This window comes from Paenibacillus sp. SRL342, assembly GCF_984798905.1.
The window spans coordinates 4317454-4336030 of record NZ_OZ481790.1; the positions used below are offsets into that span (position 1 = coordinate 4317454).

Annotated in this window: 21 protein-coding genes; 6 read left to right on the top strand and 15 right to left on the bottom strand. The window is 44.2% G+C overall.

What is annotated here, in order from left to right; translation table 11 throughout:
• Positions 1–244: 244 nt before the first annotated feature.
• On the bottom strand, positions 245–514 hold the full coding sequence (locus AC4E8D_RS18805; RefSeq protein WP_339304734.1) for a DUF6809 family protein: 270 nt from the start codon (positions 512–514) through the stop codon (positions 245–247).
• Positions 515–766: 252 nt separating this feature from the next.
• Here AC4E8D_RS18805 and AC4E8D_RS18810 point away from each other — a divergent pair, with 252 nt between their 5' ends.
• Positions 767–1747: a serine hydrolase domain-containing protein gene (locus AC4E8D_RS18810; RefSeq protein ID WP_221820486.1), complete on the top strand. Its 981-nt coding sequence runs from the start codon at positions 767–769 to the stop codon at positions 1745–1747.
• Between the two features lie 84 nt (positions 1748–1831).
• On the opposite strand, the gene AC4E8D_RS18815 is transcribed toward AC4E8D_RS18810, so the two are convergent.
• The gene (locus tag AC4E8D_RS18815) at positions 1832–2854 is read right to left on the bottom strand and encodes a serine hydrolase domain-containing protein (protein WP_221820484.1); all 1023 of its coding nucleotides are present in this window, start codon (positions 2852–2854) and stop codon (positions 1832–1834) included.
• Positions 2855–2996: 142 nt separating this feature from the next.
• Positions 2997–3590, bottom strand: coding sequence for a TetR/AcrR family transcriptional regulator (locus tag AC4E8D_RS18820; RefSeq protein ID WP_221820482.1), 594 nt, complete (start codon positions 3588–3590; stop codon positions 2997–2999).
• Positions 3591–3774: 184 nt separating this feature from the next.
• On the opposite strand from AC4E8D_RS18820, the gene AC4E8D_RS18825 reads away from it, so the two are divergent.
• Positions 3775–4713: an alpha/beta fold hydrolase gene (locus AC4E8D_RS18825; RefSeq protein WP_449004833.1), complete on the top strand. Its 939-nt coding sequence runs from the start codon at positions 3775–3777 to the stop codon at positions 4711–4713.
• 141 nt (positions 4714–4854) lie between these two features.
• On the opposite strand, the gene AC4E8D_RS18830 is transcribed toward AC4E8D_RS18825, so the two are convergent.
• Both AC4E8D_RS18830 and AC4E8D_RS18835 read right to left on the bottom strand, forming a co-directional pair.
• Positions 4855–5583: a DUF1361 domain-containing protein gene (locus AC4E8D_RS18830; protein ID WP_221820478.1), complete on the bottom strand. Its 729-nt coding sequence runs from the start codon at positions 5581–5583 to the stop codon at positions 4855–4857.
• A 29-nt stretch (positions 5584–5612) separates the two neighbouring features.
• Positions 5613–6149 (bottom strand): hypothetical protein, encoded by a 537-nt coding sequence (locus AC4E8D_RS18835; RefSeq protein WP_339304738.1) that lies wholly within the window; start codon positions 6147–6149, stop codon positions 5613–5615.
• A 143-nt stretch (positions 6150–6292) separates the two neighbouring features.
• Between AC4E8D_RS18835 and AC4E8D_RS18840 the strand changes: the two genes are divergently transcribed.
• Positions 6293–6934 carry a spore coat protein gene (locus AC4E8D_RS18840; RefSeq protein WP_397376252.1) on the top strand — a complete coding sequence of 214 codons (642 nt, stop codon included), beginning with the start codon at positions 6293–6295 and terminating at the stop codon, positions 6932–6934.
• A 241-nt stretch (positions 6935–7175) separates the two neighbouring features.
• Positions 7176–8129 carry a hypothetical protein gene (locus AC4E8D_RS18845; protein WP_221820472.1) on the top strand — a complete coding sequence of 318 codons (954 nt, stop codon included), beginning with the start codon at positions 7176–7178 and terminating at the stop codon, positions 8127–8129.
• Positions 8130–8228: 99 nt separating this feature from the next.
• Here the strand turns inward: AC4E8D_RS18845 and AC4E8D_RS18850 are convergent, their stop codons facing one another.
• Positions 8229–9164: a sigma-70 family RNA polymerase sigma factor gene (locus tag AC4E8D_RS18850; RefSeq protein WP_221820471.1), complete on the bottom strand. Its 936-nt coding sequence runs from the start codon at positions 9162–9164 to the stop codon at positions 8229–8231.
• A gap of 32 nt (positions 9165–9196) precedes the next feature.
• Positions 9197–9643 (bottom strand): carboxymuconolactone decarboxylase family protein, encoded by a 447-nt coding sequence (locus AC4E8D_RS18855; RefSeq protein WP_221820469.1) that lies wholly within the window; start codon positions 9641–9643, stop codon positions 9197–9199.
• Positions 9644–10051: 408 nt separating this feature from the next.
• Here AC4E8D_RS18855 and AC4E8D_RS18860 point away from each other — a divergent pair, with 408 nt between their 5' ends.
• Positions 10052–11098 (top strand): aromatic ring-hydroxylating oxygenase subunit alpha, encoded by a 1047-nt coding sequence (locus AC4E8D_RS18860; protein ID WP_221820467.1) that lies wholly within the window; start codon positions 10052–10054, stop codon positions 11096–11098.
• Between the two features lie 469 nt (positions 11099–11567).
• Here the strand turns inward: AC4E8D_RS18860 and AC4E8D_RS18865 are convergent, their stop codons facing one another.
• Both AC4E8D_RS18865 and AC4E8D_RS18870 read right to left on the bottom strand, forming a co-directional pair.
• Complete coding sequence (locus AC4E8D_RS18865) at positions 11568–12401, bottom strand: cupin domain-containing protein (protein WP_490205068.1); 834 nt, start codon at positions 12399–12401, stop codon at positions 11568–11570.
• 164 nt (positions 12402–12565) lie between these two features.
• Positions 12566–13603, bottom strand: a complete 1038-nt coding sequence (locus tag AC4E8D_RS18870; protein WP_221820463.1) for a leucine-rich repeat domain-containing protein — start codon at positions 13601–13603, stop codon at positions 12566–12568.
• A gap of 109 nt (positions 13604–13712) precedes the next feature.
• Here AC4E8D_RS18870 and AC4E8D_RS18875 point away from each other — a divergent pair, with 109 nt between their 5' ends.
• Positions 13713–14054, top strand: a complete 342-nt coding sequence (locus AC4E8D_RS18875) for a hypothetical protein (RefSeq protein WP_339304742.1) — start codon at positions 13713–13715, stop codon at positions 14052–14054.
• Positions 14055–14156: 102 nt separating this feature from the next.
• On the opposite strand, the gene AC4E8D_RS18880 is transcribed toward AC4E8D_RS18875, so the two are convergent.
• From AC4E8D_RS18880 to AC4E8D_RS18905, 6 genes are read right to left on the bottom strand one after another with little or no spacing between them, the layout of a single operon-like run.
• Positions 14157–14762: an SMI1/KNR4 family protein gene (locus AC4E8D_RS18880; protein ID WP_260632695.1), complete on the bottom strand. Its 606-nt coding sequence runs from the start codon at positions 14760–14762 to the stop codon at positions 14157–14159.
• Positions 14763–14783: 21 nt separating this feature from the next.
• Positions 14784–15206 carry a hypothetical protein gene (locus AC4E8D_RS18885; protein WP_221820568.1) on the bottom strand — a complete coding sequence of 141 codons (423 nt, stop codon included), beginning with the start codon at positions 15204–15206 and terminating at the stop codon, positions 14784–14786.
• 32 nt (positions 15207–15238) lie between these two features.
• Positions 15239–16540 carry a hypothetical protein gene (locus AC4E8D_RS18890; protein WP_221820459.1) on the bottom strand — a complete coding sequence of 434 codons (1302 nt, stop codon included), beginning with the start codon at positions 16538–16540 and terminating at the stop codon, positions 15239–15241.
• Positions 16541–16561: 21 nt separating this feature from the next.
• Positions 16562–17296 carry an SMI1/KNR4 family protein gene (locus AC4E8D_RS18895; RefSeq protein ID WP_221820457.1) on the bottom strand — a complete coding sequence of 245 codons (735 nt, stop codon included), beginning with the start codon at positions 17294–17296 and terminating at the stop codon, positions 16562–16564.
• A 45-nt stretch (positions 17297–17341) separates the two neighbouring features.
• Positions 17342–17902 (bottom strand): hypothetical protein, encoded by a 561-nt coding sequence (locus tag AC4E8D_RS18900; RefSeq protein ID WP_221820454.1) that lies wholly within the window; start codon positions 17900–17902, stop codon positions 17342–17344.
• Positions 17899–18552 carry a hypothetical protein gene (locus tag AC4E8D_RS18905; protein ID WP_221820452.1) on the bottom strand — a complete coding sequence of 218 codons (654 nt, stop codon included), beginning with the start codon at positions 18550–18552 and terminating at the stop codon, positions 17899–17901. Before AC4E8D_RS18905 ends, AC4E8D_RS18900 begins: the two co-directional genes overlap by 4 nt.
• Between the last annotated feature and the right edge of the window lie 25 nt (positions 18553–18577).

Here is an 18577-nt window from a genome sequence, read left to right on the forward strand (position 1 = left end):
CTATAAAGTTCTTTTGCTAAAACACTGATTCTACATTATTTCCTATATTTAATTATTTTTCATCTACTTGTTCCATGTTTAGGCATTCATATTTTACCATTTCTAACCTTAATACGCACTAACATAGTTCATTTATCATATGATATTTTTCCTATATTGGCATGTTTATATTAGTAAAAACCTCTTCCATATCTTCATAGGAAAGAGGTAACTATATAACCACATGTTGTGAAAAATCAAGATATTAGCTTGAGGATCCACTCTCGATCATAATCAACGTCCCAATTTTGAAACCACTGGCAAAAGCCTCTTTTGAATGCATAGAGTGAACTTGATCTGTCATATCTAATAGTTCCTCCAACTGTTTAAAGTCATCCTCCGAAAGCTCTCTCTTGAATTTTTCGATATAAGCTGTAATCTCCTTATGAATAGATCGATACTCCGAATCTTTAGGAACAATATTCTCCTCTGGTCTCAGGTTACCGTAATATAATTCTTCTATTATATTTCCCACATCACAGCCCCCTTTCTCTTATAAATGTCTTGTGCTCTTCTCATGACAATTATATAAGTTTGTCAGACAATGCTGGGGATTTATGCAATATTCGCATGTGATTCTTATAGCTTTCATAGGATATCGCATTTTGCATGCTTGCGCTGACATAATAATGTAGCGCTTGTTGAGCCCTACCTCGGGAGTATGCTAAGATAATGGACACCCATTTCTACAAATCCTATAACAAATCAACCGCACAGAAAGGACACTATGAATCCTTCATCACTGTCATCCAAGTTACAACAGATCATTCCACCGCTGGATCTGCGTAGCTGCCTCGTCAGCGTGCGCGGTGAGATTATGTACGAACACTACCGCAACCAAGAGGCTGCGACTGATATTGCAAAAATCAATTCATGTACCAAGAGTGTGCTATCCGCCCTCATCTGTATAGCGATGGATAAAGGTTTGTTGCCAGAGGCATCGGCCCCAATCTCTACTTTTTTCCCACAGTTGACATCCGATCCTGACCCGCGCAAACCAGCGATCACGCTGGAACAACTGCTTACCATGACAGCCGGATTCAACTGGGATGAGTTCGGCGGGCAGAATTCATTCCCTCGCATGACCCGCACCGATCATTGGGTGGATTTTGCGTTGGAACAACGCCTAAGCCATGTACCCGGTACATATATGGAGTACAACTCAGGAGTATCACAGATCCTATCCGCCATCCTGATGCAAAATGCAGGTATGAACGTAGCCGAGTTCGCGGAACGTTATCTTTTTGGCCCGTTGGGAATTAAGGAATATGAATGGGAAAGCGACCCACAAGGTGTTCATACTGGCGGATTCGGTCTTAAAATGTTACCCATAGATCTGCTGAAATTCGGTCAGCTGTTTCTACAGCAAGGTATGTGGGAGGGTGAGTCTCTCATTTCAAGTGATCTCGTTTCCCGTTCGACACAACCTTTCATTACAGTCACTCCACCGAATCGCGGCAGTTATGCTTGGCATTGGTGGGTGGATGTCTATCCGAACGAAAGGTCTGACTCCGAAAATATTGCTGCTGAAGACGACAAACCCAATCTCCATTATTATTACGCGCGAGGATTTGGTGGTCAGTATGTATATATTGTCCCAGAGCTCGAACTTGTTACGGTGTTAACCAATGACAAACGAAAGAAAGAGAAACCTCCGCTGGATGTTTTTCCTCGATTAATCGCCCCTGAGCTATGGAAAATGTTATAAACGGAGAACAATCCTTCTATCCTGTTTGACAATGAACCCCCAACCTTGTGGCCATAACCAGCCCATAGGTTGAGGGTTTATTCGTCATGCCAAAGCTTCTTCTATAGCAATTGTTATTGGATAAGGACCAGACTCTTGATTAGAGAGCACAACCAGTTGTAGATCATAGTCCGGATACACGGAAGACATGAACGACACACCTGGATCGAACCCCATAACATGAAATTTGAAAATGTCTTCCCCCTTGCGGTCAATCCAGATACCCTGCCCATAGTACTCTTCATCCTCTTGATGAGCATGTGGAGTTAATAACTGCTGTGTCGTCTCTTCATTTAACAATTGGTGACCCAGTAAAGCATCCCAGAATCGAATCATATCCGGTGCCGTAACATAGGCTCCACCATCTGATCCACCTTTGACAGGAATGGAGAACATATTAGTGTTCCAAGAGCCATCTTCATGATCGATATACCCTAAAGCTGTGTTACGCGGAAGCTGATCTGTTAAGAAATAACCGGAGTCCTTCATGCCACACCTTTTGAAAATGTGCTCCTCCACATAATCTGTAAACGACAGTCCTGAATGTTGCTCCACGATAAGCCCCAACACAATGAAACCCGCATTATTGTAATGAAAACGTTCACCCGGCTCAGACTTCATTGGCAAATGTTGAAACATGGGCAGAAAGTCACTTAATCGCCGCATCGCGTAAACGGGTCTGTCTTTCCATAATTCTGAAAAGTCTTCCATCACTTCTTCATCGAAATAATCCGGAATGCCTGACGTGTGTGTTAACAACTGTTGAATGGTAATTCCTTCGTTCCATAGTGGAAACTCCACATCCAATACATCCGTAAGCTTGGAATCAGCAGACAATTTACCCGCTTCAATTAGTTGGCATATACTCACTGCCGTGAAAATCTTACATCCTGATGCAATTCCAAAGCGTGTGTCCACCTGATTGGCAAGCTCTTCACTGCGATTCGCATAACCACGTTTCATATTCAAAAGGGTTTTCCCGGCTTGCTGGAGTAATACAACACCCGAAAAATTCACGCGTTCCATGACTTCTTCCACTTTTGTTGTCAGCTCTACTGCATTCAACATTTTGTTGTTCACCTGCTTGTCTATGTATTTATTACTTTCTCATTCTTAATTCTTCGTCATATCCTGCATACCTGCCAAATTTTCATAAAAAGAAGGATTACTCCTTATAAAAGGAAATAACCCTTCTTCAGACAACGTAAGATTAAGTTTGACATAGCATGCTCAAATGCTGATCAATCACTTGTTCCACTCGTTTTACCGTAAGTCTATCTGGCTGCATTAACATATGAATGGCGAGTCCATCCACAAGAGCATATAACTTCTCTATCTCCATCTCAGCATCCAGTTCAGGATGTGTCATCCCCTGCTTCTGCAACTCCTCTATCACCCATTGAACCGATCGATACATCCCCTGATGCATCTGATCACTTAACTTTTTTAATTCGGGGTACACCAATAATTTGGCTGTAAACGAAAACCAGACCTCCATTTCCATCATTCTGTCTTCGTCCAACGGGAGAAATTGCAAGAGCAGATTCTTCATATCCAGCAGTACAGATCCACTCATCTGTAATGCCTCCACCCTTTTCTGTACCCGTTCTGCAAAAAGATTCATGCAAAAGGTGAACAATTCGGCCTGTGTGGCAAAATAATGACGCATGGAACCTACAGATAGTCCCGCTTCCTTTGCTATATTCCGAACGGTAGCATGCTCAAGTCCATGCTCTTGAATGACCCGGATTGCTGCATCAGCAACGATTTTCCTTTGAGCTTCATGATCTACGATTTTTGGCATGACAACATTATACAACAAACTTCTCTTTTTGTAATACACTGTGCTATAATCTTTTTAATACATTGTACTAAAATATAAAAACAGCTGTAGGAGAGGAATTCATAAGATCATGCATACAACTACCCCAGCCTCAAAAAGCAAGAAATTCAGGTTTTCCATCTTCATAATAAGGTTATTCTGCACAATGCTACTACTGATCGGTGCCGCATTCCTCTATGAGTGGTTTGCTTCGTCGCAGGCCAAAAAGGACTTTCCACCTCCAGGTACGTTAGTTCAAGTCGGCGGTTACCAACTACACATTCATAAACAAGGCAATGGTTCACCGACCATACTTATGGAGGCTGGAAGTGGTGAGACCAGTTTGTCGTGGAGGGACATTCCTGCGGAACTAGCCCAACATGCAACGGTGGTCACGTATGATCGCGCAGGATATGCCTGGAGTGAATCTGCACCTACAGAACGTACAGGTGCAAATATCGTCAAAGATTTACATGCAGCTCTGGAGAAGGAGAACATACGCGGCCCTTACGTTATGGTAGGTCATTCACTTGGGGGGATGTATGCCAGACTCTTTGCACAGACCTATTCAAATGAGGTTCAGAGCCTTGTCCTCATTGATGCGAGACCTGAGGATGATGAACAGAATACAAAGGCTCTGTTGGAACAGGCTCAGTTTCAGGGAAACCCGCCTGCCTCCTTGTTATCTTTACTGAAGGTATCTGGAGCTTTCAGATTATTTCCAGACTTTATGCTTGATGGTCTGGTTGCCAAGCAAGATCGGGATACCTTTGTTAATGTGATTGCTACCCCTTCCTATTTTCACGCCAAAGAAGAAGAAGCCCTCCTCGCCCATTCAACAGAAGATGCCATTCGTGGCCAAAGTCTTGGATCAATCCCTGTACGTATCATTGCACGAGGACGTCCTCAAGACTATGCTAGTGCAGGGATTTCGATTGAAATTGGGCAGAAGCTCGAATCCATATGGCAATCGGGACAACGGAACATGTTGAATATATCGAAGGATAGTCAGCTCATTGTGGCCACCCGCAGTGGGCATATGATTATTCACGATGAACCTGAACTGGTTGTGAAAACAATCCTTGAGCTAATCTCTGATAAGTAGAGGTATTTTTCTTCAGAACATCCTCCGCTCGATCCAATGTTAAAGGGCTGTTCCAATAGCCATGTGTATGACTTGGAACAGCCCTTCAAGCAATGTACATTAAGATTAGATCTAATAAGTTCGGCTTTTTTAAAAAATATGTTAGCGTAACGCTTGCAGGTCCGACTCTGGACTCCCTGCACTATTCTTCATTTCACGGGGAGACCTCGTATTGATCAGATAATACAATGTGACATAGATTGTAGTGATAAACGTGCCAAAAAACAGGCAAAACGCCAGAGACGGGCGGCTTACACTCTCGTGCATCAGTTCAATCAGCGTCTCGCGATTCGTCAGTGCATCCCAGCTATTCAGTCGATATACACGTCCAAGCAATACCCCGTAACTTCCCAAAGCACAGCCTGCCAGTACAAAGATCCAGGATGCCCAGCGCCCAATTCGGTGAAAGATCACTTCCTGAAGCTGATACATCGACAGGAATCCAAGCAGAAGTCCAGTCCAGACAAACATTAATACAACACTCAAGTCGTACCAATACGTGTAGTCCACTCCGTTCCCACCATAATACCGGGAACTCCTCGCTGTCAGATGAACCAGATCCGTAACAATATAAGAGGAGTTCGGGAAAAACAACAACCACAGCAGACCACTTGCGACTGCAAGCCATGCGGCACCTTTCCATTTCACATTACTTAGAAGATAGGCTGCATAAGAGAACACAAAAGGAATCCAGCCCAAGAACAGATTCCAGATCAGGAAGCGGAAATAACGCTGATCCAGCCAATCTGCGGCTACATAGTACAACCCAAGCGTTACTATTGTGACCACACTAAGGAAAATAAATATGCGAATATAATTCAGTTTTCTCAATGATTCTGACCTCACTTGGTAAAATTCAATTAGTTTCGAAAATAGCGGATGATTTCTTCCTTATTCTTTTCAACACGCAAATTCAATCCACGCTTATCCTTTAATCCATACTGTTGTAATTCATGGCCTGGATCAATCACCAACGGTTTAGTTGCCACATCGACCAGCAAGTCCATCGTCAATTGATAGGTTTCCCGTAACTTGTCCATCGACAGAGAGGATTCATACCGTTTAATCAGCTCAATCAGACGTTCAGCATACACGAGACGAACCATACTGTCCGCACTCTTCAATTGTCTTGAAGCAAATGCAGTAATTGCCGTAACAATTGTCGGTTCTGTCCGATGTTTGGCAATCAAAGCAAGTTCATCCACCGCATCCCAATTCATGATAGACAGCTCGGAACTTAATTGTTGAATTCGCTCCCCTATCCATTGTTCCTCTAACTCTTGGGGTACGTCCCATCGCTTATAGTCTGCATACACGCCTTCTCGATGCATCTGTATAGCGCTCCCGTAATGTTTGACGAACAAATCCTTTGCTACACTCCAATGGGTCTCTTCCATCTTTCTTTAACCACCACCATACCTGTTCCTATTTGTGCTTACGCTTTTATCCATACACAATACATAAATTTACTACTCTCCAAGCATACTAGAATCATACCATTTACCAAAGGAGAATCAAATTTACAATGAATCCAAATTCCATGAACCCTCAGAATTTAGTACAACCCACATTAAATGCTAATCCAAATGTCACCCCTAACATGAATCATGGCGGCCATGAGATGTTCGATGTGCATGAGATTCTGTCCTCCACCATTAACGTGCTGGATCAATACATGATCTTTCGTACATTTGTGCAGAGCCAGGAACTGATTGGCATTCTGGACCGGCAGTACAATTTCATCTTATCCCAGTACAATCTGACAGCAGAGTGTTTTGCATCCGGACAGAAGCCTCATGAAGAGACGGCAACCTACATGATCCCCAACATCGTACCACCGGTATATGGCCTTAAGCCATCAGCACCGAAAAAGCCAAATCAGAGCTTGGCTGATGTAAAGGATGCCGGCATTAGCGGTCATATGCTGGGACTGATCAAATCACATGCCAGTCTGCTCGGCATGACCTGCAACGAGATCACAAATGGAACGGTTCGCCGAGTCGTCGCTTCGCAGATCCAGCATTTTATCGAGATGGCCTATGAAATTTTCATGTTCCAGAATAAAAACGCCTATTATCAAGTACCTCAACTCACTCCAAGTGATACACAACAGATGCTTCAGGCATACATTCCAGCAACCGGAGCACCTCAGATGCCTATTAACAATAAACCACTTCATTAATTAGAAAATAAAATCCGCTTCCCCAGAACAGTCTCTTCAACCCATGCGGGTTTTAGGGGCTGTTCTTTAATGATTTGTACTCATTTTCCTACTGAAGACACTTGATTCGCTTACCAGAAACTGGTTTAATCAAAGACAAACCCGTACATATTCAACATACGGATCATACATATAAAATACGGTGAAATGCGGTTATACGAGAATTCAAATGGCTTTTTCTTCATTATGGGGAGGTATACAAATGAGATGGAATCAACCTGCTAAACTGGGTTTACTGGCTATGGCTCTCGGCTGTACTGCCATTGGCGCAATAATCACACCTTCAACAACACTAGCTGCACCTGTTCCCGCTTCCAAAGCGGTGTATCATCAATTCCAAGCCTATCGAACAGAAGCAGTAAAGTCCACAGAAAGTCTGGTTAAAGCGCGTAAATACTTGATGAATCATATCGATAAAGTCGACCCTTGGCAGGCCACACTAATGACACTGCAATTGGAGAACATGCAGAACGTGAAATTGGCTGATATGGATCACCAAATGTATACGGAACAATTTCAGCAGGCCATATCTCAAGCCCATGAACAACTTGGTTACGAACAGAAGCTTACATATAGTCGTCTGCTCAAAGAAATTAAAGATCCGACCGTGAAGAAACTTTTGCAGGAAGCTTCAGATCTCGGGTTCAAACTGGAAACCAGTGAAGGCTTGTATTACCCCATCATCAATTATGAGATATATCAAAAGTTCAAACCTTTTGTTAAGGCTGATATTGCTGCATACATTGATATTATGGCTACCGAGTCCAACCAAATGACAACTTCAGATGGGGGCATTATCATCTCTTGGAACGAATTAATCCAGCGTGCATTGGAGAAAGAAGCCTTTTTGAACAACTATCCGAATTCCAATCGCACATCAGCAGTGAAGCAAGGGTTATTTGTGGATTATCTCTTTTACGGAAGTGACAACACGCCTGCTTATGATTGGTACACGGATGAAGAAATCCGCACCATGGACCCTGAGGTGAAACAGGCTTACGAGAAAACTTTGGCTTACCGGGAGCACAATACGCAGAGTCTTCTTCTGGACACTATGGAAAAGATTTTACTGGTCCTCAATCAGAACAATGATGAGCTTACACCTGAAGTCAGAGCAATCATTGAACCTGTTCAACAACAATTTGCCCGTGAATGATCGGATGCTGAATCGCAAAATGTGAATGCCAAAAAAGCGGCAGTCCTCGAGACAGAGGTTGCCGCTTTTAAGTTTACATATCAAGTCCCTACGTTTGGATCAAAGAGTTGAAGTGTCTATTGATGTAAGTTTGTTCGGATTTACAACGAGATACACGCCCTCAATCCGCTCTCCGGAAGCGTCCAACTCCAAACAGAGTACCTCGGACAACTGCCCTTCTTTCATCAATGCGAGTTGAAGCTCGCCATTGATCCACATGGGTACCCATTCTCTTTCACGCAATCGCGTAAGGACACGCCGTGAGGTCAGGAGTGCAAGCACACCTTTGTGCACGTTCATTGTTCTCATAACCGTATGCACAACGCCACCTCCATCTGCTGTAAATACAGGCTGATCCGCCAGTAACTCGAGCATGGCAGAGATGTCATAACGAAGGAATGCCGTTGTAAAACGGCTCAGCAATTCACCTTTGGCTATCATATCCGCATCACTCTGCTCGATCGGTGGTAGTCTTTCGGGCAGATTTCGTCTGGCACGGCTAAAGATTTGACGGCAGTTACTCTCCGTTTTGCCCAGCCAATCCGCTATTTCGGCATAATCATATCGGAACGCTTCACGAAGGACAAAAACAGCCCTCTCCATGGGCGATAGACGCTCCAACATGACCAGATAGGCGTAGGAAATCAGTTCTTTTTTCTCCATCGTTTCCTCTGGCATGTTCGCCTCTACACTGTCACCTATCGGCTCTGGCAGCCACTCACCAACATAACTTTCCCGCTGATTACGCGCGGAATTTAGCAGATTTAAGCTTCGGTTCACGACCAATCTGGCGATGTAGGACTTGGGATTTCGAATATCCTGAGCAGACGTGCTCTGAATCCCCGCAAAACAATCCTGCACAATATCTTCAGCTTCTACCACACTACCCAACATGCGGTAAGCTATTGAAAATGCATATTCTTTATAACGAATATACAACTCACCAACATCCAGAGAAGACACTTCTGGCTCATTGGCGTGGAGATTGGAATTCATAAGAAGCCTCCTCTGGCGTGGTACGTGTATTTTTAGTTAAAGCAACCCGGATACATCCCAGTTGTAATCGCAATTCGGTTCCAGTTATTAATCGTGTTAATGGCCAGGATCAGATCCACCAGTTCGGATTCACTGAAATGTTCACGAACCTTATCGTACAACGCAAGGGGTACGCCCTGTTCCGAGATTAGAGTCACAGCTTCAGCCAGCTCCAGCATAACACGTTCTTGATCCGTGAAGAAAGGCACTTCACGCCACACACTCAGCAAAAGAATATGATCCGCATAATCTCCCAGTTTCATCAGATCTTTGGCATGCATATCGAGACAAAAGGCGCAGCCATTAATCTGGGACACTCGGATTTTTAACAACTCATACAATACTTTATTTTCAAATTGCCCGGAAATATATTGCTCCATTGCCATCATCGCTTTAAATGCGCCTGGACTCACTGCTCTGTAATTCGTTCTTAAATTCATTTCTCATTCGCCTCCGTTATTTGGTTTACATACTGTAGACAAATGACAGCCGGGATCTGTGACATTTTTTGCGAAAATCTTTTTATGCCCACAAGGATTTCAGCTCAACTAACAAATATTCACACTGAGATTCTGATGCCAGGACAACCTCCATGGAGTCAATAATCAGTAATGGAAAAACATACTAAAAGGTTGTTCTCTTTTTTACAATTAACATCTGACGTAATGTAAATCCGAAAATTTCCGTATTCATGTACTGTTTTAGCTGTACCGTTTGTGATTTCAACCAAAAGTAGGTTGGATATATTGATACTTTGACCAAAAGAGTAGTAACATACGGCTAATCAAGTTAACTTTTCTGACATAAAAAAGCGAATCGTTTATCCATATCAGCAAGGAGTGTTTCCTATGATAACTTCCAACGCAAACCATACGATGACTTCCGAATTACCTAGAGGGTGTACGTTCACTGCTGAAGACTGGCATGTATTATCCCAATATTGGTACCCGGTAGCACAGGTAACCGAAGTAACAGACAAACCCCTGGCTGCTCAATTACTGGATGTGAAGCTGGTTCTCTATCGCAGTAATGATCAGATTGTGGTAGCCAAGGATCTTTGTTTTCACCGCGGGGCTCCACTTAGCAAAGGCTGGGTAGAAAATGGTGAGATTGTCTGCCCTTATCACGGTTTCCGTTATAATTGTGAAGGAAAATGTACTGCAGTACCTGCACACCCAAGCTCCAAGATCTCGCCCAAGCTCAAACTCATTGTGTACCCGGCAGTCGAACGTTATGGCTTAATATGGACCACACTGGCCGGAACAGAAGAACAGATCCCCTCCTTCCCTGGATGGGATGATCCAGATTATATCAATATTTTGCCACCCAACTTTGACATTGCTGGTTCCTCTGGACGTCAAATGGAGGGTTTCCTGGATGTATCCCATTTTGCCTATGTGCATACCGAAACGTTTGGTGACCGAAACAACACAGAAGTCCCCCAATATAAAGTGAAACGCGAAGGTAATGAGTTACTGGCCGAGTATTGGAGTACGGTAAGTAACTATGGCAAAGGGCAAGATCTTGTTGCACCTGAAGGTTTCCAATGGCTGCGCGAGTTTAGAGTGTTCCCACCTTTTGCGGCTTCTCTTACGGTACATTTCCCAGGAGACGACAAGCTGAATATTCTGAATTGTGCTTCGCCGATCTCTGCTCGTTATACACGTTTATTCTGTCCAATCACACGCAACTTTGACAAAGACGCTCCAATTGAAGACACAATCAAGTTCAACTTGCAGGTATTTGAAGAAGACCGCGAGATGGTCGAGTCACAGAAACCGGAGGATCTGCCCCTTGATCTGCATGCCGAGGCCCATATTCCCGCAGACCGTACTTCGATTGCTTATCGTCAATTATTAACGGAGCTTGGCTTGGGACGAAATTACACATCATAAATTATATAGGTGTTCTTCTTTAACCTCAGGCAAGTTATCGATGATGCATGTCAGCGCCTAAAAGTCTTGAAGTACCATCCTGCGGACTCTGGGGGAATGTGTTGAAAATTTTCTTAGGAACTCAGGACATCTAATTTGGCCTCTAGGTTCTCTTTTTAAATTGTAAGGAATCTCAGACTCGTTATTTCCCAAAATTCCCCGATAAAACACTTCATACGGCTGTTTATTCTGATATAACGTGTCTCAGATTCTTTAGATTTCTGGGCACGCTTCAAATCAATGATTAAGACGCCTACGATTCGTTAGCACTCCATGCTCCCGGACACGTTCAGGTATGCATCGGCTTTCAACAGATTTGAAGACACCTTTAATCAAAAAAAAAGAAGCGTTCCTTCGCGGACGCTTCTTTTGCTTTACCTAATTTAATTGAAGTACCTATGTGTATTAAATAAACCTTGCCTCATTAACGTCATCTTTCCTCTTGATTATTCGTATTCATAGGAAGCTCTCTATAATACGGACAGCCCGGCTCATGAATAATACGTGGATCAACCCAAGTGCCCCAATACGGAAGACGGTTCACGTAAGGTTGCATGTTTGGTTGGTTGTTTGGCTGTGTGTTGGGCTGCATGTTTGGTTGTACATTGGGTTGTGTGTTTGGTTGTGTGTTTGGTTGTGTGTTTGGTTGCATGTTTGGCTGTACATTCGGCATTACGTAAGGCTGATGATTCACATTTGGAGCACTGTTAGAGACAGGGGCAGTTGAAGCCTGGCAATCTGCCGGTGGGCCAATAATCACTGTTTTTTGGATGGGGGCGAGCGCTTCTTGAACTTTTGTCTCGTCCAGACAGTACGTATGAGCCAGAACATTCGCAGGGGTAAGACGCAAGATGTCTGAGCCAAATATCGCTTCAGGCACAGGTGCATCGAAGATCGCCAGTAAGTGCGTATGATCTACAGTAGCCATTTCATAGTGCCACCAACCTTGAGGTACATTAGCCACCTGCCCTGGAGTAATCGGGAAATGAAGCAATTCATTGGTAAACGGATTAATGAGGGACACGACGGCCGAACCGCTGATGCAGTATACCAGTTCAGTTGCATTCTGATGAATGTGTGGTTCAACCACATTGCCAGTGCTGAGGAAAATATCCAGTAAAGAAGCATTGCCCAATGTGTTCAACTGTTTGATGGAAAGTGCGTTAATATAGTTGTTCTCGTCCTTTTTGAATAACGGATTTTTGCTCAAATCGTAAGTAAATTCGGTGGTTGGTAAAGTAAAATCCATATATGAGGTTGCCAAAATAAAACGCCTGCCCTTCGCTCTCGGTTTAGGTCATAACCTATATCCCAGCTTATGCCCAGCGCCCAGATTCGTGAGCCCATTTCCGCCAAGTTATCGTCGCATAACAAATATCCCTGACTCGGGCATCCCGAGCAGGGCTCTATTTGTTACTAAGATTCTGCTCAGTCGGGGAAGTCCTCGCAACTAATCCCTAATGGAGTACTATTCAAATTTACACTCTGAAGCCAACTCATTCGCTTGACCATGTCTGGCATTCCCTCGATCAAACCATTAGTTACACTCAAATAACGTAGTTTTTTTAGTTTCTCCAGTTCAGGCGGAAGCTCACGTATGCCCGAGTAGCCAATATCCAGATTTACGAGTTCGCTCAATTCACCAATCTCGGATGGAATATGTTTCAGACCAAGATCCGACTTTTCCTTTGGCTTCCACCCGGTAGGAACATGATAAGAACTACCGCAATAAATTCTAAGCTCTCGAAGTTGTTTCAATTTTCCAATGTCTTGGTGAATACCTTCCAAATCCGCAGTCATGATCTCCAATTCTTCCAATGAAGTCAGTTCAAAAAGGGCTGGAGGAAGCGTATAAACATCCTGCTCAAAAATCGTCAAACGTTTCAAGTGCTTTAATTCCCGAATACGTTCCGGAATCTCTTTCAAGTAATGTGAACTAATATTCAGCACATCCGTCTGATGTCTAATCGCATCGTCCAGTAAGCAATGAATGTCCTGATGCCGATCTAATCTAAAAAACAACCCAGTGATTCGCTCCATTAGCTCAATCGCTTCTTCTTGTGTAATATGCATGCCATACATATTCTCATGAGCAACAGTGTAGAAGTAGTCACTTCCATCCTCGTTCAGAAAACAAAGATCATCTGGCATTGAGGGATATAACCAGTCATGAAAGCGGTTGGCTTCCTCCTTAAGGATCTGCCCTGATTCCGGCGTGCAACGATATATGTAATAAATCCCCTCTGAATAAATGGCGCCACTTTTCATCATCATTTCTTCCATATTACTGCTTTCAATTAGATAGGGCTCCAGTCTCTGTAACACTTTGGCAACTCTTTTAGGTGTAGCTTCTTTAGCATATTTTCTGTCTACCAGCATGAAACGATCTGCCTTCTCGATCAATTCGTCAATCAACAGTTCATAGGCAGTCCCTCTTGGATCAGTGTGAAAAGCTACGGCTACCATATGTTCCCCCTCATTACTCTATAATTCATTAATATTCAATCTGCTGTATCATCTGAAACCACTGTGGCATAGGCTGATATCATCAATCCAGTCATTGGAGGCTTATTACATGGCATACGGCCCTGGTTCAGTTTCATCCCCGCAACCTGCGGGTTATCCTTACCCTTATTATCCACCACCTCCGCCACCCTCACCGTATCCTTACCCTTATCCGTATCCATACCCGCCCATCGTTCCTGTTCCACTACCATATCCGATCGGTGGTCCTTGGTGGCATGGTGGATATCCAGGTGGTGGTTACCCCGGTGGTGGCTATCCCGGTGGACACCCTGGTCATTTCCCAGGAAGTGGTTATCCAGGCGGACCTCACGGCGGTGGACCTGGTGGTCCCGGTGGACACGGAGGACCTATAGGCGGAGGATTTCACGGACATCGTTTCTTTCAGTGGTAATCGTAGTCATTAGACTTATACAAGGTCAGTTACAAATTAGATGAAGGAGCTGCTTCGGCAGCTTCTTTATTATTGAAGGAATTGTCTAATCGTGCAGGACTTTTAATACGTAATCTCATCCATCGTCTTCAAATTACGGTTCGACATAACGAGCAGATCAGTGAAAGTAGGCGTTAGGAAATAAACAAAGTCCGGATCGTGTACGTACATAATAATCTGTCCATACGTCCCTTCCTCCGTCGGATCAAAATCGAGCATCAGATACAGTGAACCTCCGGCGATCGTTGCAAAAGGAATCCATGGTTTATGGAACAGGTATGGCTCGATCTCCGGGTCCAACTGGCTGATCTCCTCCTCAGAATAGTACTCTTCAAGCTTCTCATCCACTTCACAGAAGTATTGTTTGGTCTCTCGAATCTCTTCCAATGACATCAGATAAAAGGGTGTACATCGACCCTCCTCGGCATCCCCTGGGTATAGCACATGCAACCCGTAACCACTGCCATCTTTCCTTTGATAAAAGGTACGAAAATCGCCAGGTAGCCTGACGCCATACTCCTTTTCGAATAGATCCAGACTTTCCTCGGATGCACCTTCCCGATGTTGATATTCTTCGAACAATTGCCGAATCTCTTGATCCTGTATTCTCTCATTTAACAAGTGATTCAGCTCATCCATTAACACATTTAATGATACATTCGGCTCCAATCTCACCACACCTCCCCTATCTCAGTTCTTCTCTTCTTGTAGATACTGATGATATCCCCAAAACGCTTCTTCCTCTCCGCCGCCTTCAATCAGAATCATGACTGCATAAGATAACAAATTAAGCCATTCTTCCATCAACGCCACCTGTTCGTCCAAAATGAGGTTGTTGCTACGAAGCATACCCTCAGGTTCAACGGCCCAGGCACGTGCCATATGAGTAATTCCCCATAGACATGCCATGACTTCCCGATCCAGTGAAAGCTGTGCAAGTTCTGGTGCCAGAACCCGCAGTATCTCCATCAACTCATGAAAATTCTCCTCAATTAATTGTCCACGGAAGGGCCGCAGACTGCCAATAAAACCGTTCTCCATCTTGGGATGACTCAGATCATCATAGGAAAAGGAATGACATTTTAATAACGTTACAGCCTCTTCACGTTCCATTCGTTCACCCCTTTGCAGGTTGTCATGCTGCCTCACCAGCGCAGAGGTTCTTCTCCACGCCACAACACATACCGCTCCAACTCACGAAGAGTGCCTGTACCGATCCCGTACTCGTCCATTTCTTTGGAACGAAGATCGAGCATGTGCAGCATGCCACCATATGTGCCAACTGCAAGTTTGGATCGCTCTGGTGATACGGCGAAAGAATAGATCGTACTACCTACAAAATGGCGCCATACTTCCTCTCCCTTGTTATTCACACAATACAGATAACCGTATGCATCTCCAAGCACCATGCCCGCCTCTATTTCAGCTGCTGCATACACACGTGCATTCTCATCCATCACTGGCCAATTTTCCTTTGTTTCGTTGCCTGCAATTGATTCCAGCGGAACCTGTATCGTGACCCCGTTATAGAAATGACATGCGTTAAACCAGACGGTCTGGTTATCACTGGTGAATGCTGCATAATGAGGGTAGCTCGATTCTGGATAGAGAGAGTATGTCTTGTTCAGCTGGCGATCCATCACCATATGATTGCTCCCTTGGCTACCATATGCAATCCATCGACCATCCCGAGATACCGCTGCATGCCCCATATCTATCTGTGTATCCTCTAGCTCATATTCTTCGATCTCTGCCAGATCGGGATGAAGTAAGGTCAATCGATCTTGCGTTACAAGATATATCCCGTATCTTGAATGTATGAGTAGTGCTTTGCCTTCATCCATAGGTATAAGTCCTTCAAGTGTCCGTTCGGGATGCTCACAGTCCGCAAGTGATTCAATCCGAGGTAATGCCGACTGTATCCGGGCTTGAATATCTTCCCATCGATATGTCGCTATCTCCTGTCCTTCCAACTTGCGATCTGGCTGACGAATGATACGAATCCCATCCGGTCCTGCAAGCGCATAGTCAAGTCCATCCGATGAGCAACCTGCAAAAGTATATGGAGTGATCAACTGCCATCCGTGCTGATCCATCGTATATATCTGACTATTCTCTGTGAAAATCCCCGTATGACATACAATCATTTCCTCGTTCAGATAACCTATAACTTTGACCGCTTGCATGGAACCCTGAAACGCCTCGTTCAATGGCCACGTCGCTGCGGGTAGCTCACGTCGAAGCACCTCCACATCACCGTGGAGATTGGCCTGTCTCACCATCTGGAATACTTCAGTACTCATTCCGCTTCTGGAGTCTTCCTCCAGCTCGGATTCATCCGGTTGCTCTCCCTGCATACTTCTCTGGACAAATGCATTGACATCCCTTGCATAACGCTTGCCTTCATTACGCCATTGTTCTGCAATGTCTTCCTTTAACCAACTCATCTATTCCCCTCCACTCTGCCCCTATTCATATGCCGTACAATGATGTGCCTGCAAGAACATACTGATTTCGTTATCCGTCGCCTCCTCTGCACCATTCTTTTCTTCATAGAACAGGGCAACCTCTCTCCCCGTTGCATAGTTAAATCGTAAATATCCTCCCATCGATACCATAAACATCTTGCACATGTACTCATTCTCCAACACGGCATCCCACTTAAATTCTGTTTTGCATGTATCGGCGAGTTCCTTCATGGAGCTTCCTTGTTCCGTCCCTGAAAAATGGTAAAACGTATGTTTCCGCAGCTCATTCCACGGTTCAAAGTATAGTAGCGTTATCGGTTTATCCTGATGGTAATACCCACAATAGATCCGGTCCAGCGTTTCACCAAATTCAGTCTCCGAGCATGTCCATAAGGTAATATTCTCATCATGACGCGGTAGCCACAACAGCCCCTCAACTTCCGGATGAACAGCAAGGAAATCTCCATCTACAGAACTGCCGATGGAGATGCACTGCTCAAGTTGATGCTGACTTATAGGCGAATCATCCGTATGTATCCAAAAATCATATTCCACAAAAGGCTTCAACACTTCCGGGTCCGGCCTCTGCACATTCATCCATCCCGTGTATGTACCCTCTCCGTATTGTTCAATCCAGGTCCGGTACGACAAAGGTAGCGAGATGGCGTGCTGTTGCTCGAAGTGATCCAGTTCCTCTGTTGGAACCGGCTTAAGTACACGGGATACAATATACATTAGTTGACATCTCCCATCTCAGTTTGGTTCATTCGTTTACAGAATCTAAGCCAGTTCTTCCTGTACAATTTCAGTCCATACCCCTTTACGATTCAGAATGCGAATGGCAAAGGCATCATATCCATCACGCTTGACCTGATCAAACCCCATGCGCTCTCCCGTAATTAGTTCATATACACCATTTTCATCTACATCTTCGCCAAACTCTTCATCCCAAGGCACATTGTAGTAGGCCGTCAACTCTACTTCAAAGATGTCCTCTCCTTCAACATCCAGGTAAGGACGAAGGGGTCTGTCATGTAGTGCTTTTTCCGAATAGGTCTCACATAACATGGCATCATATCCGTGCTTGGCGGTATCAATGAGCAGATAGCGTTCACCCGTGACCGTATGCTCCGCATATACAAGAAGAGGTGTCGAATCATGCCAGGTAATCAGATCATCTTCGGTTAAGTCACCATAATAAAAAATATGGAATTTATCATGACCATCACTCGTTTGAAGTTTGCCTGTCCACTCCACTTCAGCGGACTTTATGTTTTCTTTCTTCCTAATTAATCCTTCCAGATAAGCAGGTCCGTGTTGTACACCATACTCATTCATCATCTCGCCTCCGATTGGCTCATTAGAATGGTAACCACTTTGTGTTCCTCATCCACCGTCAGTTTCACATCGATGTTTAACTTGTCGCGAAATAACGCCGTAATATTGATATAAGGGTCGCGAACAGCTTCACCGCCGCCACCATTCGTAGAACGGCTCATTCCCTGATGAATAATGGATTCTACGAGCTGTTTATCTCCCTTGCCGGTGTTATTGTAGGTGTAGATCACCTGCCCATCCTGATCATACAGATTCAAAACCGTTGTGAAATCATTGGCGTTCTCATACTGTCTCTCGGCCTGTACATAGTTGTGATCTGTGCGTTGATAGTTTACCGTACCAGCCAGATACGGATTGTCCCCGCCGGGCTTCACATCATACTCTTGATAGGCCAGATTAAATAGGTATTGGATATGACTCATATCGATCCGGTAATAAAACTGACGGTTATCCTCTTGTTTATCCATCGCTGCAAAACTGTTAATCAGCGGCCAGGCTTCATAGGACTTCCCTTTAACATCAACCGCGAGAGCATAGTCAGATAAGACTGTCTGTTTTTGAAATATGCCATAAGTCTGTAAAATAAAATAAGCAGGAATCATCAACATACCCAGAATGATTGCAAAAATAGTTAATTTAAATCGTAGTTTCATGTCTTCTCTCCTTGCGGCTTTAACT

Excerpts from the sequence above, each read along its gene's own strand:
- AC4E8D_RS18810 (WP_221820486.1), top strand. The coding sequence starts at position 767 with ATGAATCCTTCATCACTGTCATCCAAGTTACAACAGATCATTCCACCG.
- AC4E8D_RS18815 (WP_221820484.1), bottom strand. The coding sequence starts at position 2,854 with ATGTTGAATGCAGTAGAGCTGACAACAAAAGTGGAAGAAGTCATGGAA.
- AC4E8D_RS18820 (WP_221820482.1), bottom strand. The coding sequence starts at position 3,590 with ATGCCAAAAATCGTAGATCATGAAGCTCAAAGGAAAATCGTTGCTGAT.
- AC4E8D_RS18825 (WP_449004833.1), top strand. The coding sequence starts at position 3,775 with ATGCTACTACTGATCGGTGCCGCATTCCTCTATGAGTGGTTTGCTTCG.
- AC4E8D_RS18835 (WP_339304738.1), bottom strand. The coding sequence starts at position 6,149 with ATGGAAGAGACCCATTGGAGTGTAGCAAAGGATTTGTTCGTCAAACAT.
- AC4E8D_RS18840 (WP_397376252.1), top strand. The coding sequence starts at position 6,293 with ATGAACCCTCAGAATTTAGTACAACCCACATTAAATGCTAATCCAAAT.
- AC4E8D_RS18845 (WP_221820472.1), top strand. The coding sequence starts at position 7,176 with ATGAGATGGAATCAACCTGCTAAACTGGGTTTACTGGCTATGGCTCTC.
- AC4E8D_RS18850 (WP_221820471.1), bottom strand. The coding sequence starts at position 9,164 with ATGAATTCCAATCTCCACGCCAATGAGCCAGAAGTGTCTTCTCTGGAT.
- AC4E8D_RS18855 (WP_221820469.1), bottom strand. The coding sequence starts at position 9,643 with ATGAATTTAAGAACGAATTACAGAGCAGTGAGTCCAGGCGCATTTAAA.
- AC4E8D_RS18860 (WP_221820467.1), top strand. The coding sequence starts at position 10,052 with ATGATAACTTCCAACGCAAACCATACGATGACTTCCGAATTACCTAGA.
- AC4E8D_RS18870 (WP_221820463.1), bottom strand. The coding sequence starts at position 13,603 with ATGGTAGCCGTAGCTTTTCACACTGATCCAAGAGGGACTGCCTATGAA.
- AC4E8D_RS18875 (WP_339304742.1), top strand. The coding sequence starts at position 13,713 with ATGGCATACGGCCCTGGTTCAGTTTCATCCCCGCAACCTGCGGGTTAT.
- AC4E8D_RS18885 (WP_221820568.1), bottom strand. The coding sequence starts at position 15,206 with ATGGAACGTGAAGAGGCTGTAACGTTATTAAAATGTCATTCCTTTTCC.
- AC4E8D_RS18890 (WP_221820459.1), bottom strand. The coding sequence starts at position 16,540 with ATGAGTTGGTTAAAGGAAGACATTGCAGAACAATGGCGTAATGAAGGC.
- AC4E8D_RS18895 (WP_221820457.1), bottom strand. The coding sequence starts at position 17,296 with ATGTATATTGTATCCCGTGTACTTAAGCCGGTTCCAACAGAGGAACTG.
- AC4E8D_RS18900 (WP_221820454.1), bottom strand. The coding sequence starts at position 17,902 with ATGATGAATGAGTATGGTGTACAACACGGACCTGCTTATCTGGAAGGA.
- AC4E8D_RS18905 (WP_221820452.1), bottom strand. The coding sequence starts at position 18,552 with ATGAAACTACGATTTAAATTAACTATTTTTGCAATCATTCTGGGTATG.